Annotated in this window: 16 protein-coding genes; all 16 read right to left on the reverse strand. The window is 37.7% G+C overall.

The features are described from left to right. Window positions 1-110: 110 nt before the first annotated feature. The gene (mecA, locus tag D8804_RS02265) at window positions 111-851 is read right to left on the reverse strand and encodes an adaptor protein MecA (protein WP_125398775.1); all 741 of its coding nucleotides are present in this window, start codon (window positions 849-851) and stop codon (window positions 111-113) included. 185 nt (window positions 852-1,036) lie between these two features. Next, window positions 1,037-3,550: an MBL fold metallo-hydrolase gene (locus D8804_RS02270; RefSeq protein WP_125398671.1), complete on the reverse strand. Its 2,514-nt coding sequence runs from the start codon at window positions 3,548-3,550 to the stop codon at window positions 1,037-1,039. Window positions 3,551-3,686: 136 nt separating this feature from the next. Beyond that, window positions 3,687-4,502, reverse strand: a complete 816-nt coding sequence (locus D8804_RS02275; protein WP_125398672.1) for a LicD family protein — start codon at window positions 4,500-4,502, stop codon at window positions 3,687-3,689. Further along, window positions 4,503-5,306, reverse strand: a complete 804-nt coding sequence (locus D8804_RS02280) for a LicD family protein (protein ID WP_125398673.1) — start codon at window positions 5,304-5,306, stop codon at window positions 4,503-4,505. Between the two features lie 12 nt (window positions 5,307-5,318). Then, window positions 5,319-6,803, reverse strand: a complete 1,485-nt coding sequence (locus D8804_RS02285) for an oligosaccharide flippase family protein (RefSeq protein WP_125398674.1) — start codon at window positions 6,801-6,803, stop codon at window positions 5,319-5,321. A 243-nt stretch (window positions 6,804-7,046) separates the two neighbouring features. Beyond that, a complete protein-coding gene (gene tarQ, locus D8804_RS02290; protein WP_125398675.1) occupies window positions 7,047-8,084 on the reverse strand; it encodes a teichoic acid biosynthesis protein TarQ in 1,038 nt (345 codons plus the stop codon). Between the two features lie 20 nt (window positions 8,085-8,104). Continuing rightward, the gene (locus D8804_RS02295) at window positions 8,105-9,544 is read right to left on the reverse strand and encodes an O-antigen polysaccharide polymerase Wzy family protein (RefSeq protein ID WP_125398676.1); all 1,440 of its coding nucleotides are present in this window, start codon (window positions 9,542-9,544) and stop codon (window positions 8,105-8,107) included. A gap of 15 nt (window positions 9,545-9,559) precedes the next feature. Continuing rightward, window positions 9,560-10,546: a glycosyltransferase family 2 protein gene (locus tag D8804_RS02300; RefSeq protein WP_125398677.1), complete on the reverse strand. Its 987-nt coding sequence runs from the start codon at window positions 10,544-10,546 to the stop codon at window positions 9,560-9,562. A gap of 1 nt (window position 10,547) precedes the next feature. Then, window positions 10,548-11,651, reverse strand: a complete 1,104-nt coding sequence (locus D8804_RS02305; RefSeq protein ID WP_125398678.1) for a glycosyltransferase — start codon at window positions 11,649-11,651, stop codon at window positions 10,548-10,550. After that, entirely contained in the window at window positions 11,641-12,477 is an 837-nt protein-coding gene (locus D8804_RS02310; RefSeq protein ID WP_125398679.1) for a LicD family protein, read from the reverse strand. The genes D8804_RS02305 and D8804_RS02310 overlap by 11 nt, the downstream gene beginning before the upstream one ends. A 147-nt stretch (window positions 12,478-12,624) precedes the next feature. Beyond that, window positions 12,625-13,920: an LCP family protein gene (locus D8804_RS02315; RefSeq protein ID WP_125398680.1), complete on the reverse strand. Its 1,296-nt coding sequence runs from the start codon at window positions 13,918-13,920 to the stop codon at window positions 12,625-12,627. Further along, a complete protein-coding gene (pheA, locus tag D8804_RS02320) occupies window positions 13,917-14,765 on the reverse strand; it encodes a prephenate dehydratase (protein WP_125398681.1) in 849 nt (282 codons plus the stop codon). Before pheA ends, D8804_RS02315 begins: the two co-directional genes overlap by 4 nt. Further along, entirely contained in the window at window positions 14,762-15,238 is a 477-nt protein-coding gene (locus tag D8804_RS02325; RefSeq protein ID WP_125398682.1) for a shikimate kinase, read from the reverse strand. Before D8804_RS02325 ends, pheA begins: the two co-directional genes overlap by 4 nt. Beyond that, window positions 15,231-16,514, reverse strand: a complete 1,284-nt coding sequence (gene aroA, locus D8804_RS02330) for a 3-phosphoshikimate 1-carboxyvinyltransferase (RefSeq protein WP_125398683.1) — start codon at window positions 16,512-16,514, stop codon at window positions 15,231-15,233. The genes D8804_RS02325 and aroA overlap by 8 nt, the downstream gene beginning before the upstream one ends. A gap of 89 nt (window positions 16,515-16,603) precedes the next feature. Next, on the reverse strand, window positions 16,604-16,942 hold the full coding sequence (locus tag D8804_RS02335) for a YlbF/YmcA family competence regulator (protein ID WP_125398684.1): 339 nt from the start codon (window positions 16,940-16,942) through the stop codon (window positions 16,604-16,606). A gap of 10 nt (window positions 16,943-16,952) precedes the next feature. Next, on the reverse strand, window positions 16,953-18,056 hold the full coding sequence (locus D8804_RS02340; RefSeq protein WP_125398685.1) for a prephenate dehydrogenase: 1,104 nt from the start codon (window positions 18,054-18,056) through the stop codon (window positions 16,953-16,955). Between the last annotated feature and the right edge of the window lie 5 nt (window positions 18,057-18,061).

Below are 18,061 nucleotides of genomic sequence, written 5' to 3' on the forward strand. Positions count from 1 at the left end.
ACAAAATTTTGAGAAAATTCCTATCCAAGAAAACCACTATTTATAGATAGAAAAGAAAAAACGAATCATCGATTCGCCTTTTCTGATAAGTGAAAATTGATTCCCAAAAACTATGAACTAATCTTTTGCAGACCAAGAACTGCATCGTGGTTAATCAAGATTTGACCATATTCTTGTAAGACCGAACGACTGATATCACTGTCGTCTGCGAATTCACGCATTCGAGCCAAGAGCCAGGCTGGATATTGACTTGGATGATTTTCAATATCGACTAAAATTGTCAAATAATAGTGGTCATTCATCTTATAGAGTTCAGATGTTTCCATCTGGTAGTTAACCGTCTTTGCAAAAGCAACTAGGTCTGCAAGATTTGCGAAACGCAAGATATAGTAGATATAAGGTTCCTTCTTGTTCTCCGTTTCCTTTTCTGTCTGCTCTTGCTCTTCTTCTTTAGCTTCTACCTGTTCTAGAGACTGAATAGTTTCAATATCGTCCTTGGTCTTTTCTGCGATACTCTTTTCCAAGGTTTTGAGAAATTCGTCCGGCGACATTTGGGCCAATTCTTCCATGTCAGGCAGGTCCGCCAAATCTTCAAAATCCAGATTCTGGTCAATCTTGGACTTGGTCACAAAGACATCGACCTTATCTGGTTTTGGCGTCACACGGAAACTCAGCATGCCACTATCCAAGAAATTGTCTGGCATCTCTAATTCATCTAAAATAGCATAGAAAAACTCTTCTGTTTTTTCCTGAGGAACGAGAAAGTCTGCAATCTCCATTCCCCGATCCATCAAATCATCTAAAGTCATCGTGATTTTCAGTGTTGTATCACTAATTTGTTTCATCTTCATTTCTACTAACCTCATACTTTCAGTCTATCTATTATACTAGATTTTTACGATTTTATCAAAAGAATGAAGCGAGAATATTGTGTATTTAGAGTTAACTTTATAATATCAGCGTCAATATAAAACTTAAAAAACACCTTAAAATCAGGTTTAGTCCTACCTGCTTCTAAGGTGTTTACACATCACATTTATTCCTCAATCATATGGTGTGAAGAATTATCCTCAACATGAGATGAATTCTCAGCCGAATTAGAAGTTTCAGTTATCTGCTCTTTCTTATCTTGCTCCACTGCTACAGTGGCTTGACTTAATTTCCAAATTCCTTCTTCGTTTACCTTGTAACCATCAGGTGTCGTTGCGTTCTTCAACAAAGAACCATCAGCTTGGAAATAGTACCAGTTACTATCAAGCTGTTTCCAACCAGTTTGCATAGCTCCCGACTCATCAAAGTAATAATGATCACCATTTACTTTATGAAGGCCAACCAACATGATGCCATCTTCAGGATTTAGATAATACCAGACGCCTTTGTCTTTTATCCAACCAGTTTTCATGGCTCCATTTGATTCAAAGTAACGGTAATGATTATCAAACCATTTCCATCCAGTTTGCATGGCTCCAGATTTGCTAAAATAATATTGCTTACCATCTACTTGATGGAGGCCGACTAACATAACGCCTTCCTTACCTTCAAGATAATACCAGGCATCACCATCTTTCAACCAACCAGTTTGGACTGCGCCAGACGTAGCGTAATAATGCCAAGAATCATTTGACCACTGCCATCCAACTTGCATAGTACCTGCAGAGCTGAAGAAATAGTTCTTACCGTCAATTTCTTTAGAGCCTACAGCCATGATACCTGTTTCGGGGTTCAAATAATACCATGATTCATTATCTTTCAACCAACCAGTTTTCATAACTCCAGAACTTGCAAGATAGTTCCAGTGACCATCAATAAAGGCCCAGCCTGTTTGCATGGCACCACTGGCATTCAAATAGTAACGGACACCATTAATATCTTGTCTGCCAGTTAACATGATGCCATCTTTATCCAGATAATACCATGTTTCCTGATCCTTGACCCAGCCGGTTTTCATAGCTCCAGAACTTGCAAAATAGTTCCAGTGACCATCAATAAAGGCCCAACCCGTTTGCATGACACCTTCTTGATTAAAGTAGTATGTAGCTCCATTGATATTCTTTTTACCGACAGTCCGAAGACCATCTTCGTCATAGAAATACCAATCTGAGGAAATCTTTTGCCAAGTTGAAGGCTTACCTGCTGTTTGTAGTGCACCACTGTCTGCAAAGAACATCTTCTTTCCATTAAAGACTTGATATCCTGTTAGCATCTTACCATCTTTATCAAATAGGTATTTCTGCCCCGCAATTTCTAAGAGTTCATTATAGCTTCTTGCTCCCGTTGATGTAATATAGTACCAATTACCATCTTGGTTAAACCAACCAGTTTCTCGCATGTCACCGTTGTTATTTAGGTAATACCAGTTTCCATCAATTTTTTCTCTAGAATCTTTCAAGTGCAACCATTTGCCAGCTTGCATTTGTCCTTGTCCATTGAAGAAATAATAAACACCATCTATTTTTCGCCAACCAATCGTCATTTCACCATCGGACAAGCGATATTTCCAGTAACCGTCTTCTTTATACCATTTTTCTCTAACTGTCGGTATATCGGGAAAAACTTCCGAAACGTTAGTAAATCCTTCTTTATCTATATCAAAAACAGTCGCATCTTTGGTATGACTATAAGCTTTTACTATTTTTATATTCTTTTCTCGAAGTAGAGCTCTAGTGGATTCACGATTGATATCTGATCCACTTGTCTGAACAACAATACTTGGTGATAAATTATTAATAAAGTTAACTGTATTTGAAATTGTCGCATCATAATGATGGTTCCATTTCATCATATCAACCTTACCGATAACCGGGCCTAACTTATCTTCTGCTCCTTCGGCATTATCCAAATCTCCACCTAGATAGATTCTCTTTCCAGCTACAGTAACAACAGCAACTATTGAGTTTGAATTATCATCGAAAACCTTTTTAAGCTTTCCTTCACTGTCATACTCATTTTTGTAGTTATAAAGCTGAATATCCATATCACCCATGGTAAAGTGGCTGTCGTTGTCAGAGATATCTTGTATAAGATTTACACCACGTTCAAGAGCTGTTTTAACCGCATTATCATAGTTATAGAGATTATCCCACAACCTCCACTGTGTTGTAATGCGTTCATCTGAGTATCTTTTCAGATAAAATTTATCAACAGGATAATGTTTTAGTACTTCATCTGCAGAACCAATATGATCACTGTGGACATGAGTACCCAAGATAAAATCTAGTTTTTCAACACCAACCTGTTTCAGATGACGGAACAATCGATCCTCTAAAACTTGATCATTGTCCATGGTAATTCCCCACCTATCTGGATAACGTGGATTGCTTCCATCTGGGAAATCATAATCCTCACCCATATCAATTAAAGCAAAGTGCCCTCTGCTTTCTAAGAGAATGGCATCACTCCCTGACTTAGATTTTAAATTAATAAAGTGGATTCGATTACCATCCCCTGCGGAAATGGTATCCGCATCGACTGATGATAATTTGGCAGCCATAATTAAAGTACATATGAGAAAACTAAATGATATTAACTTTCTTATCTTTGTATTCTTCATTGTATATCACACTTTCCTTTATCATTTCTATGAACCATCATTTTAGCCTATTTTCATATCCTGCTTTGTATATGAATAGTACTATCCTGATTTTCCCAATAAACACTCAAAAGACTCGCTCTCCTATGAAACTGGGCTACTTCTCTATCTTACGATAGGCCTTTATACTATGGCTATACCACTCCTGCATTTCTTTTGATGGAGGAGTCATATAATCACCATACATCTGTGTTAAAAAGGCATCATAATTTTTAGGAATTGGCAACATTCTCCCTTCAAATTCTGTTAAAATCAGTTCTTTAAAGGTCCCTGCTGGAAAGACTTCTTTCATTTTTTCTTTTCCAACTCCAACAGCTCCTTCATAAGTAGGATTTTCTGTCACACTATTTTTTACTAATTGATCGATTTTCTTAAAGAAGTATCTCGGATTAACAAGTCTAAGAGGATACCACGTACACAATCGAAGAAAATCCTTTAATTTGCTATCTCCGTGAACCGCACGTTCTTTTTTGATATAGGCAAGCTGACGCAAGGCAACATATTTATAGCTCTTATCAACGATGCTCAAATCTGAAAATTGATCGATTGGAAAGACATCAATAAACAAACTAGTATCATGACGCTTATACTTTACATTATCCTCAATGACAGTTGATGTATCTAAAATAGCCGCAAAATTATGGAAATACCAAGATGAAGTATCATAGGAGAGGACTTGATAAATAGGATGCTGGTCCTCTTCAATAGCTTTCAATAAACGTTCATAGTCTTCTCTATACAGAGAAATATCAATGTCATCATCCCAAGGAATCATGCCTTTATGACGAACAGCTCCCAACATTGTTCCATAGCTGAGGAAATAAGAAATATTATTTTTTTTACAAATTTCGTCAATATAGTCCAAAATGCCCAGTTGAATAGTTTTAATCTCATTTTTTTCTAAATACTGCATTTAATCCTCCAATTTATAGGCTTCAAATTCATGGATATAAATCTGTTTTTCTTTAGGTGGCACCGTCATATAATCATCATAAAACTGTTTTAAAACAGCATCAAAATGTTTAGGCGCTGGAAGAACAAGATGTTCAAAAGGCGTTTCAATCAGTTCATCAAACATATCTCTTGGAAAAATTTCCTTTTCCTTAGCTTTTGACGGAATGAAAGCTATGTATTCCCCATTCTCAACTCTATATTTTTGAATTTGCTTTTCGATTTGATTAGCAAAGAAGCGTGGAGAAACGGGGCGAAGAAGAAGCCAGAATAAAGTACGAATCAAATCTTTTAACTTGCTATCTCCATAAACAATATTCTTGTGCTTACTGAAGGACAATAGTTTAAAACTTTCCAACTTATAGCAGATATCAACGACCTTACTATCATTAAATGTATCCATCGGAAAAATATCAATGAATACACCCGAATCATAAGTTTTTGTATTTCTCGTATCGATTATTTTTGTTGTAGGATCTACAATTTTGATAAAGTTATTAAAATATTGGTCATCCGTTTCCAACGAGAGAAGTTTATATCTTGATTGCTTCTCACTAAATAACTGAATAAACTTTTCATAGTTTTCACGAGTCATAGAAAGGTCTATATCATCATCCCAAGGAATAAATCCCTTATGTCGAATAGCACCAATCAAGGTCCCATAGTTAATACAATAGTTGATGCCGTGCTCCTTACAAAAGGAATCTATAAAGTCTAAAATATCAAGTTCAAGCTTTTTAGCTTCTTCAATGCTTAATTTTCTCATATATTCCTCCTATTATTTTATAACGCGTTTTTTTAGCGAAATAAAGTGTCCTAAAAATTCATAGAAAATACTATCTTTTGTCCATACTAGTAAGCCAATATAACTGAGTGCAGATAACGCCATAATGATAAACATATTAATAAAGAGCGGCAAGTTGATAACCATTTGTACCGGATATATAAAATTGACTAGGAAGTAAATCAGAATAAATGTCGATGAGAAGAGGGAATACCGTAAAGTATACTTTAGAATGTGCCGTAAGTTGATGAGTTTACGCTTATTGATAAAGAGAATATAAAGAATCAAAAGGAATGTTTCAGATAGCATAGTTGTAATCAGATAATACTCTGGTGTATAGATATCATAAAAATAGAGTAAACTATCTAAAATAAGGTTCAAAATACCAGCAAAAACAGTATAGACGGTAATTCTTCTCTCATATCCATTTGTAAAGAGGATTTGCGATCCTAGAATTGTATCTAGAGCGAGAATAATCGTTCGAACAGCAAAGAGAGAAGTTAAAATACCGCCACCTATATATTTTTCACTACCATATACTAAGATAGCTTGGGGTCCCAAAATCATTAAGCCTATACTAAGGGGAATGATAAAGAAATTGAAAATACGACTTCCTCGGTTAACTAGATTTACATACTCCTCTTTCTTTCCTTTTCCAAGATAATAACTTAAACGAGGGACACTAACTCCAATTGCACCCGTAACAACCCCCGCAATAACCGTTACAATTCGTTGTGCAATGGTATAGTAGCTGACATTCACATCAATCCCCGTTTTTACAAGGAATAGACGGTCAAGAAAAGTAAATAACATATTTGCATTCGCAAAAATAAGCATGGCTGTCAGTGGAAGGAGGAGCGGTTTGAATTCACTTAGTGAAACTTTTACAAATTTTATATCTCGTTTAATCCAGAAATAACTAATGAGATAGTTAATTAGGGTTGATAGACTCATTACCAGAGTATAAACAACAATATCGTGTTCGTTTTTTACAAATAAAAATATTGATACCAACATGAGAACACGTATGAAAGCTGTTTTATAAAATAAAAAGCTATAATTTTCAAGCGCCTCATTAACCCACTCAATTGAAAAAATCTGAGCAACGAGTTGCACTCCCATTACTAAATAGATCCTTTGAATAATAGGATTAGATGTAAAGAATAATGGATAGGAGAAAATATACACAAGTGTTGTAATAATAGTACAAGCAACACACAAATAAAAAAGACTAGAGAAAACTTTGTTTAGCTCTTTTTTATTATCTTTCACATTGCTAATGGCACGAAGGCCGTAGTTATAAACCCCATAAGTTGCAAAGGGCAAGAAGAAAGATAGGATGGTATCAACAGAGTTAAAATAACCATAATCTGTTCGATCCAAAACACGAGCAACATATGTACCTGTTAAAATAGGGAAAATAATATTTAAAACACGAATCCCCATAAAAGCCAGAGCATTTAATTTTATACTTTTCATTCAATCTACCTCGTTGTTTATTATATCATAAAGTTAGTTAAAAAGGCCTTTTTGATTGAGAAAACTAATTTCAAAAACGCATTTCTATTTCGCTTATTATAAGTTTCTTCTTCGTTCAAAGATAGGTTGATAACCCTAACCCTAATATCATTGGACTTCCTTTCTACCTTATCGTAGGCATAAAAAAGAGGACTATCACGTCCTCTTTAAGTATTGAACCTCTTCACTTTTTATAAAGATACTTTATAGATTAAAAGCTATGACTCCTAAAACTGAACGATTTAGATTTCTAACCATCTGCAAGCTTTCTTCAAATTTTTTATAACGAGTAACACCATATTCCTCAACGAATAGAATATTGTCCGTTGCTAAAAGATCTTTTACATTTTGCAAATCTACAAAATGAATACCCTCTATATTTAATTTGTAATTTTCTTGTAATTTCTTTAAGATACGACTATCTGAACTAACAACTGCTAACGGTTGACCTTCACATCTATAACTCAAAAGTTGTGATAGGTTATCATTGGTAGTGATATTTGAAACAAAATCTAGTTGATAGGCCAAAAAGTCGCCTGCACGATTAATTGTCGGATTAAAAATGTAGACAAGAACATTTCCCATAATAAGGAGAACAACACATAGAACTCCTATAACCGCTAAGCGCAAAACTAGATTTTTAAGATTGAAGCCAACTGTAATTTCACCACTAGGATTTAATTCTTTTGAATTGACTGTTTCTAACTTTTCAATTTTAACATTTGCATAGGTACTCTTAAATTTATCAATTAATGAATCAAATTTGGTCTCAAGAAAATCATTTACCTCTTTACTAGGTGTTAAAATTTTGATACTTATACCTGCGTTATCAATTAATGAGTTTACCGTTAATTTTTTAGTCCAGTAGTCACTGGTTGAATTTTTTAAGGCTGACTCTGTCGTATCCAAATCACTAGCAATTTTTTTCATTTTATCTGAATCAACATCATTAAAAAGAAAGGCTCCATTTAGATTACCATCAATCAATTTAGCATAAAAATCACTGTATCTTCCAGCTTGGTGGTTCAAAATTACTTTTGAAGAATCCTCTGGAGGCGTAATTTTATAAGTAATATAAGTTGAATAGCTAGATGTATCTTTCACCGTATTTTTGTTTTTGACCGCTGTAAGCGTAAATGGCACAGCGATAAGTGCAAACAAAACAATCAAGACTAGCAGATTCATTTTCCGTTTTTTATAGAGATTTGCAAATAGATCCTCTACTGAATAGTGTTCAAACATGAGTTAACTCCTTTTTTGTATTAGATATTGATTTTTTTAGTAATCATTTTAGCGACAAATAGCATAACAAGAACAATTCCCCAGAATTGCATTGTAAACAGGTTAAAGAAACTTTCCGAAAAGCTACTTCTTGGCATAAAGAAAATATTATTCAAGATTAATAGGGACAAAGCGAATAAGATGGTTTTCGAGCGATAAGCAACTTGCAACATTGCTATAAATAATAAGCCAAGTAGGAGACTTAGTAGGAAAACTCCCATCATACCATAATCGGTATACAACTCCATGATGTAACTGCTACCAATACCATGACCTTTTAAGTATTCCTTGTTTAGGACAAGATAAGATAAGTTATTAGCGTAGCTATTACTATCAATGGCCAATTCAATACTATTTGTTGTATGTTCAAATGGTTTCGCTCCAAAAATGATTCCCAAACTTCCCCTTGCAAAATAGTCAATTATAGGACCAAAGGTGAAATTCCGAAAATCTCTATAAGGGAGACTACTATTATATAAAAATCCTCTCGCCAATACTCCAAAACTGGTTCCCTGTTTATAAATAAAATCAAGAAGAATATCCCAAAATCCTGTATGAGAAACTTGCACATTGTCTCGCACATAATTAAGAATTCCCATTGCTAACATAAGAATAGGTGAGCCAACAAAAATGGCCAATTTCTCTTTGAAGCCAATCCATTTTCCCTTTTCAGTCTGCTCACGCATAAAATAATATACAAAAGTAAATAGAATACTTAAAATGAAAGGATTGCGTGTCCCTATTGCTAAATGAATAGTATTTGCGATAATAAAGGACACTAACACTGCTGTCGCGTGTAATTTCTTTGGTTTGGTTGCCAAGTACATACACATCGCATAAACCGTAAATGTCGATAAGATATAGGTAAAATATGGAAGTTGACTCTCAAAATTTGCATAATAGTTGTAATAAGAAGTCTGTAAACGATAAAGCAAACGTTCAAGTAGTCTTAAAAAGTAAAATGGATAGGTAATCAAAAATACACTCAGTGATACAAAACGTAAGTTTTTTATAAAGTTTACAGTAGATTCTTGTCTAACTTCTATGTCTTGAACTTTTTTTCTGTTAATGTAATAACTAGCAATGAATCCTCCTATTGTCAGTCCCAATATTGAGACAATTACCACCAAAAAAGAAAAACGGTAAGCAATAGGTTGGTAAGTGTCTAAGGCTCCATCTCTAAAGTAATCTATCGTGGGTCTGGATACCAAAAATATAAAAATTGTAATATAAAAAATAAAGTGAATTAAATAATATTTTATATTATTCCAGCAAAATAGAAGGCTACTAATCAGCAACAATAGTAGAGTCGTTAAAAGTACGACATTCTCATTTGTAAACAAATAAGTGATGCCACTTAAAATTGTTAAGAAATAGCTTAGAATGGTCGCACAAAGCAATATTCGTTTGCCATCAATCATTTCTCTCCTCCTTTTCTAATTAATTTTTCTTGACTGTTCAATATTTTTTAGTAACAATATTCGATACAATCGTATGTTTAAAAATAGAGCTAAAGCACTAATTCGTCTCCCCGTTCTAAAAATAGGATTTTTAAAAACAGAAAAAGCGTGCTTCTTCAAAAAATGATAAATCACTGGATATTCTTTAATTTCTCTATAATCCTCTATCAAAAGCATCTTATCCAGAATAAAGAAGTGGGCATAGGCCAATCTGAAGAAAGCGACCTCCTTCAAGTCAGGATAGTTTTTCACAACTTCATTGTAAAACTTTTGGTAGATATCAATATAGGCTAAATCCTTCTCTGCATAAGGTTTGGTTGTAATGCTATCCTCTCTATGGAAATAGTAATAATAGGGTTTGGTATTAACAACGTACTTCTTAGCCAACTTGATCAAATCAAAATGATAATAAGCATCTTCGTAAATCAATCCCTTTGGAAAGGATAGAGCAGTTGCAATCTCTCTCTTAATTAACTTATTGCAGATCGTTCCAGGTATTTTTTCACCTATGAGATATTCCTTTAGAAATGTTTGAGAATCACAGACAAAATAGTCATCCTGATTGGCTGACTGTGGACTTTCATCATTAGCATAGACATTCATGACACCACAGCTCGAAACATCTGCATCTTCTTGAATTAATTGCTCATATAAACTCTGAATCATTTCTGGATAGATATAATCATCCGAGTCAATAAAAATCAGATAATCCCCCTGAGCCTGCTTCATTCCATCGTTTCGCGCTTGTGACAGGCCTTCGTTATTTTTATGAAGCACTAACACCCTATCATCTTGTTCAGCGATTGAATCACACAAGCGACCACTTTCATCCGTTGACCCATCATCAACAAGAATGATTTCCAAATTTTGATAGGTCTGCTTCTGAATGGAAGCTATCGATTTTTCTAGGTATTGCGCCACATTATAGACTGGAACAATCACACTAATTAATGCAGTTTCCATGCTACTCCTCTAATAGTTTTTCTACTTGTTCGATTTGTTTGGCAATTGTAAATTGTTGAATGAATTGGCTAGCTTCATTAACATCAAAGTTTGAAGCAGAAGTCATATAGTTCGTAATTGCCTGAGCCGCCTCTTGGTCGCTCTCAATGATTTGTCCGAATCGGTCTTCTTGGGATAATTCCTCGGCACCTCCGACATCAGTAGAGACAAAAGGGATTCCAAGACTCAAGGCTTCCACATACACTCCTGGAAAACCTTCTTGATTAGACATAGACAGAAGAACTTTCATCTGAGATAAATACTGGTAAGGATTTTTTTGATAACCAAGAAAATGAATATAGTCTTCAAGCTGATACTCTTTGACTCGTTTTTTCAGTTTCTCTTCCATGTCACCAGCACCTATAAAGTAAAGGTGGTAGTTTTTTCCTTCTTGGTGCAATAGTCGTATCACTTCCACTACACGGTCAGAACCCTTATTTTCCTCAATACGTCCAATGGTACAGATACTTTGAGGCGCAATCTCGATATCTATCTTCTCTTGAGATTTTTCTAGAATAGTCTTAAAATCATAACCATTGTATACCGTTTGTAATTTCGAAGCATAGTCTGGATACACTTCTTTGATAGAATTACTGGTCTTTTTTGAAATTCCTACTATAGCATCCGCAGCATCTAACTGACGTCTATGTGATTCACGTTTTGAACTATCCTTTAGGAATTCCTCAATACTTCCATGAATCCAAGATATCTTCTTGACTTCTTTCCGCTCTGAGAACAAGAGCGGTGGATTCATAATCGTAAAAGAAACTTCAACATCATAATCATCTTTTACAAACAAACGACGAGTTAGCCTTGGAAAATAGATTCTCATTCTCCACAAAAGAGCTCGTAACCATCTTGGTTGACGATAATCCTGAAAAGCCTTTAAAATATGAACATTGTTAGGAACCGTTTCATACCCCTTATCAAAGTGTTCCATTTCAAGAATATCAATATCATACTTCTCTGGATCCAGATTTGAAACAATGGTAGATAGAATCTTCTCTGCTCCGCCTCCAAGAGAAAAGGACCACATGAAAAACAGAATTTTTTTCTTATCCACCATATTCTCCCTTGTACTCTGTGTAACTCTTGTCCATGTCTGCTATTATCGCATCATGATGCGGTACTTGCTTGTCCGCTGGTGGAGGTGTCATATAATCGCCAAAAGCAGTTCTGAGATAAGCATCATAGCCGACTGGGATGGGCATCTCAGTTCCTTCAAATGGCAAGAAGAGATTATCTTCAAAGGATGCGATTGGGTATTTGTTTCTCATGTAGCCAGGACCTGAGCATAATTCCGTGATTCCATCGCTCTCAGCTAGATTGTATTTGGTCATTTCTTTCTCAGCTTTTTTCCAAATGCGATAGCGTAGAGATTTGGGAGTCAAACCGAGTAAAATGCGACTTCCCCATTTCATGACTGCACCATGCTTTTCTGGGATAGTTTGAGCGCAAAAAAGTGAATAAATCAAGGCCCAGCGAACCTGTTTCTTACGCTCAGCTGGATTTTTAGGATAATAGTCCAAAGGTAAAACATCCAAGGCTAAACCATGTGGCAAATTCAAATCCTGCTGATAAGGCTTGATACAAGTTGTTTCCTTATCACGAATAGTAATAAAAAGGTTACGGTCTAGAAACTCCTTGTTACTTTTTGATAAGAAATAGCGCTCATTTGCATAACGAGGCCACAGTTCTGCTAATTTTTCATAGTCCTTACGTGGCATAAAAAAATCTAGGTCATCATCCCAAGGAATGAAACCCTTGTTACGAAGGGCACCGATAGCACCCCCACCACAGAGATAGCACAACAAATCATGTTCTTTACAAAATGCGACGAAATATTCAGCCATTTCCAGACTACGAGCCTGAATCGCTTTCAAATCACTCATGTCTCTCCTCTTCTGTCCAATAACGAGTTATATCGTTTTATTATACCATAAAAAAGCCTTAAAAATCCATCAGATACCGTAAAAAATCAAAGCCCAATCCACCCTTTTCACCAGTGAATGAAGCTTTGATTTTCATTTATCTACCTCTTATCTCATTCCCATTTGGGCGAGTTTAGTCCGGTATTTGTTCTGGTCGACAAGTAGACCTTGTCCTCCATAGACATCGTAAGCATCTACCCAATCGCCAAGTTCTGGCACTGTCAATCTTTCAATACCATTCTGTGCACCTTCGATAACTGACAAACCATTGGTCAGCAGGAAGGTATAAGGTAGATTGGTTGAGGTCATTCCAAAGACCTTTCCAAGTGCCTCTGATCCTGTAAAGAGTTTGGTTGGATCTTTGATTTGCTCAAGAACAGCTGACATGACTTGCTGCTGACGTTTGGTACGACCATAGTCTCCTTCATCATCATCACGGAAACGAGCGTAGTTGAGCAAGGTCGAGCCATTCATCTGCTGTTTCCCAACTTTAATAGTTTGAGTTGGTGATTCCGTTTCTGTTGCATGTAGGTCATCTCCAACTGTAGCTTCTGTTAAAGGCTGGCCATTTAACGTTGAAAACTTAGCGTCTATAGTCACTCCATCAGGAAATAGTGTATCAATAGCAGTTGCGAAGGCCTGAAAATCCACTAGAGCATAGTACTTAATGTCCAAATCAAAGTTATCTTTTAAAACCTTGCGGGCCATTTCAGCCCCTCTTTGCCCCTCCTGCTCCCCAAGTTCATAGGCCACGTTGAGTTTATTATCCGTTTGTTTCTTGCCATTCACAATCTGACTGTAGCCATCAATATAGACTAGGTTATCACGCATGAAGCTGACTAGCTTGATCTTCTTATCCGAACCACTAACATTCAATACCATAATCGTGTCTGTGCGAGTTTCTGCACTGTTTTGACCAATACGGCCATCTGTCCCCATGATTAGGATATTCACCCCGTCTTTAGTATCTTGACCATTAAACACCTGTACTTGTGCCGCTTTTGCATCAGCTGGCTTATTTGTTGGATTAGCCGCTGACTGGAACCCTCGAAGAAACATAAAAATCATACCTGCAACTACACATGTAATCAACAACAAGAACCAAGTCAGTATTCGTTTGAAGCGAATTCTTCTTTTTTTCTTTTTGACTTTAGGCAGAGGAGCTACCTTTTCACGTCTCTTAGATCGACTTCTACTGCCATAAGTCGGAAGATCAATATCTCTACCCCAAGTTTCTTCTTTTTCTTCTTGGTAGAAATGGTGAACTTCAGACTTGGGACCTGTCATTTTTTGTTGCAGATAATCAAACTCCCTCCGTTCACGGTCGTTGAGGTAATGAATATTTTTGAAGAGATAGTCATAACGTAACTGCTCGTGATGACTTAAAGGATTTTCTTTGCTCATTGACTCTCCTTTTCTATATAAGTTATGGTAAAAATAGGGTAGGTTCCCAGTATCTTGTACTGGATTCCAATTGCTTCTAGTTCTTGTCTGGCAAAATGAACCAGCTCTTGCGCACTATAATCCACATCAATAATGAAAAAATATTCTCCCAAGGCTGTTTTCAAAGGGCGACTTTCAATCTTTGTTAAGTCAATCCCTCTCCAAGCAAAGGTCGAAAGTGCCTTGTAAAGAGCACCGGGAAGATTGTCCGGTAAGGTTAAGGCCAAACTCATTTTTTCAGTTTGTGATTGCAAAGGGATAGTGGGAATCTCAGGCCCTAAAACCCAAAAACGAGTGAAATTGGCTTCCATTTCTTGGATATCTTCTGCTATCAGCTCCAAACCATACTCTCTAGCTGAGTTTCTAGGGGCAATAGCTGCAAAAGGTTGGTCTGGATGTTCAGCAATAAAGCGAGCTGCATAAGCTGTACTTGCCGTCACTTCAAGCTTGGCTTCTGGATAATGCTCCTCTATGAATTTCTTTCCCTGAGCCAGAGCCTGAGGATGAGAAAAAATCTTCTCAATTTTTGACTGACCTGAAACTGCCATCAACTGCTGATGAATGGGCTGAACAATTTCTGCAACTGCTTGGATGCGAGCCTGGTGAAAAAGGTAATCCAAACTTTCATGAACACTACCCTCGATAGAATTTTCAACTGGCACCACAGAATAATCCACCAAGCCTTGCTCATAGGCCTTGATGACATCTGTAATATTGGCAAAGGCCTGCAATTCCTCCTGAGGAAAAGCTGTCTGCACAACATGGTGTGAAAATGATCCCTTGGGACCTAGATAAGCAATTTTCATCTCAGTTCCTCTATAATTTCCTCTGGGCTTAGCTTGGTCACATCCAAAATCCGACTGGCTACCTCCTCATACCAAGTCTGTCTTTCTTGGAAAATACTGGCTAATTCTTTCTTGCTTTTGTTAAGAAAGAGCGGGCGCTGATTGCCCTTATCAGCTGCGATACGTTGGTAGAGAGTTTCAAAATCTGCTTTTAGGTAGATGTTATCAGGATTGGTCTTGAGCAAGTCACGATTTCGCTGGGAAATAACAACTCCTCCGCCAGTTGACACAACTCGGTCCGTTTTTAGTAAATCAGCTAGAACTTCCGACTCCACCTGACGAAAGGCTTCTTCTCCATTTTCAGCGAAAAAATCCGCAATGGACATTCCTAAGCCTTCCTCGATTAAGGCATCCATATCGAAGTAGTCAGGGTCCAATCCTCTAGCAATTGTCGACTTGCCTGACCCCATAAATCCAAGTAATACCTTAGCCATGAATCAAGCTCTCCAAATCATCAAAGAAGCTAGGATAGCTGGTATTGATGGCTTCTGCACGGCCAAGCTCGACTTCTCCATCTGCAACCAAGAGAGCAGCAATGGCCGTCATCATTCCAATTCGATGGTCACCAAGCGTGTTGACTCTAGCGCCATGAAGGGCTGATTTTCCTTTGATAATCATCCCGTCTGCTGTAGGAGTGATATCCGTCCCCATGCTATTTAGGGCATCTGCCACCACCTGAATGCGGTCGGTTTCCTTGACCTTGAGTTCTTCAGCATCCTTAATGACCGTTACACCTTGCGCTTGGGTCGCTAGAAGGGCAATAATCGGCAATTCATCAATCAATCGGGGAATCAAGGCTCCACCAATCTCCGTTCCTTTTAAGTCAGAAGACTCGACAGTTAGGGTTGCAGATTTTGCGACTGGGTCGATTTCAGTTATTTCTAGTTTTCCACCCATGGCACGAATGACATCAATAATACCAGTACGCGTTTCATTGATGCCCACATTCTGCAGCACCACACGAGAATCTGGCACAATCAAACCAGCGACCAACCAAAAGGCGGCACTGGAAATATCTCCTGGAATGATAACCTCTTGTCCTGTTAGTTTTTGCGGTCCTTGGACTGTGATTTTCTTGCCATCCACACTTAAATGACCACCAAATTGTTGTAGCATATCTTCGGTGTGGCTACGAGTGCATTCTTTCTCGATAATAACGGACTCCCCCTGAGCCTGCAAGGCTGCAAATATCAAGGCAGACTTGACTTGGGCAGAGGCGATTGGCAACTCATAGTGAATTGGTGTTAGGTTTTTAGTACCTTTTAAGTGCAGAGGAGGCAAATCTCGCTCTGTTTGACCAGAAATACTGACTCCCATTTTTTTCAAGGGAAGGGTCACACGATCCATAGGACGTTTGGATAGACTGTCGTCCCCAAACATCTCTACTTCGAAGTCTGCACCAGCAAGCACACCTGAGATCAGGCGAATCGAGGTGCCAGAATTCCCCATATCCAAGGAATTTTGAGGAGCTTTTAAACCATCCATGCCCACACCTTGAATGGTAATAACACCGTCTTTATCCTCAATTTCAACACCAAGGTCACGAAAGACCTGCATGGTTGAAAGCACATCCTCTCCACGTAGAATATCATAAACCTTGGTCTCCCCCTCAGCCAAACTTCCAAAAATAATCGAACGGTGGCTGATAGACTTGTCACCTGGTACCCGGATACTGCCATGTAAGTGGCGAATGTTTGTTTTTAGTTTCATAGTTGACCTCATACTTGCAATACTTTTCTTATTTTATCACAAAAAAGCCAGAAATTCCTGAAATTTCTGGCTTTTATACAGATAAAATACTATTTCAATAATTCCGAAACAGGTTCAAAGACAATTTTTTCAATGTCAGAAAGGTAAATAGACAATTGTTGCTGTTTGGCAAAGAAATCAGACAAAAGAGCGTTCTCTTGGATTTGCTTACTGAAAGACTGCATCTTTTCTTGGAAAGAGGCGTCTGGCATTTGTCCCGTTTGCGCCATGACTTGGATTTCTTGCTGGAAGGCGACATAGTCTGCAAAAATCTTGCTAGCTTCAGTATCAGCTTGAATGGCATCTTTTGCCGCCTTGACCGCCTTGTATTCTGGTAATTCGCGTAAGCCGCGACTGAGTTCATTTGCAGTATCGTAAATATTTGACATGATTTTCTCCTTATTTGATGACGACTGTGTAGTCCGTATTTTCTGAAATTAAGCGCTCAGCACGTTCTAAATCTTGAGCATTTTTAAAGGAAATTTGTAGAATCCCGTGAACATCCTCACGGTTTTCCTCATTGATGTGGATATTAACCAAAGAAGTTCCTCTTAGCAATTCCAAAATTCGCAAGATAACATCTTCTTCATCGGGAACATCGACATAGAGGTCATAAGAACTATCCACACCACCACGTTTATGGATTTCCATGGCCTGACGTTGCTCACGCGCTTGGTTGAAAAAGTTCCAAATCTGCTCTTCTTCCCCCTTGCTAATAGCCTGACCAATCTCATCTAAGCGTTCCTTGAAATCCTCAATCCGCTCTAGGATGGTCTCGCGATTGGACAAGAGAATAGAAGTCCACATACCTGGCTCACTCTCCGCAATCCGGGTCATATCTCGAAATCCTCCCGCCGCAAAGCATCTTGCCATATCATGTTCTTGAGCATAAACTGCCGTCTGCTCCATTAGACTGGAAGCCAGAATATGTGGAAAATGACTAATCTGAGAAGTGACCCGATCATGCTCCTTGGCATCAATCTCGATAAAACGAGCATGGAGACCAGAAAGTAGGTCCTTCATTTCTGAAAGGGTTTCTGGAGTAGTTAAACTCGATGGAGTAAAGATATAGTAGGCATTTTCAAAAAGATTAACATCCGCAGAAGCAGCCCCTGTCTTGTGGCTACCAGCCATGGGATGGGCCCCGACAAAGCGAACAGACTTGCCAGCCAAATACTGCTCTGCCGTGTCCACGATGGCTGACTTGGTTGAGCCAGCATCCGAGATAATGACGCCTTCTTTCAAGTCTAAGTTTGCCAGCTCCTTAATAAAAGCAATGGTCTGCTTGATTGGCAAGGTCAAGATGATGACATCTGCCAGAGGAGCAAAACTGGCAAAATCATCCGTCGCACAGTCAATCATCCCCCGCTCCAAGGCAATGTCTCTCGAAGCCTGACTGCGATTATAACCTAAAATTTCATAATCCGGATGATCGCGCCTGATACCGAGCGCCATCGAAGCACCAATCAATCCAAGACCTGCTATATAGACTGTTTTTGCCATAGGAA

This window comes from Streptococcus oralis, assembly GCF_003944215.1.
Lineage (GTDB): Bacteria > Bacillota > Bacilli > Lactobacillales > Streptococcaceae > Streptococcus > Streptococcus oralis_BI.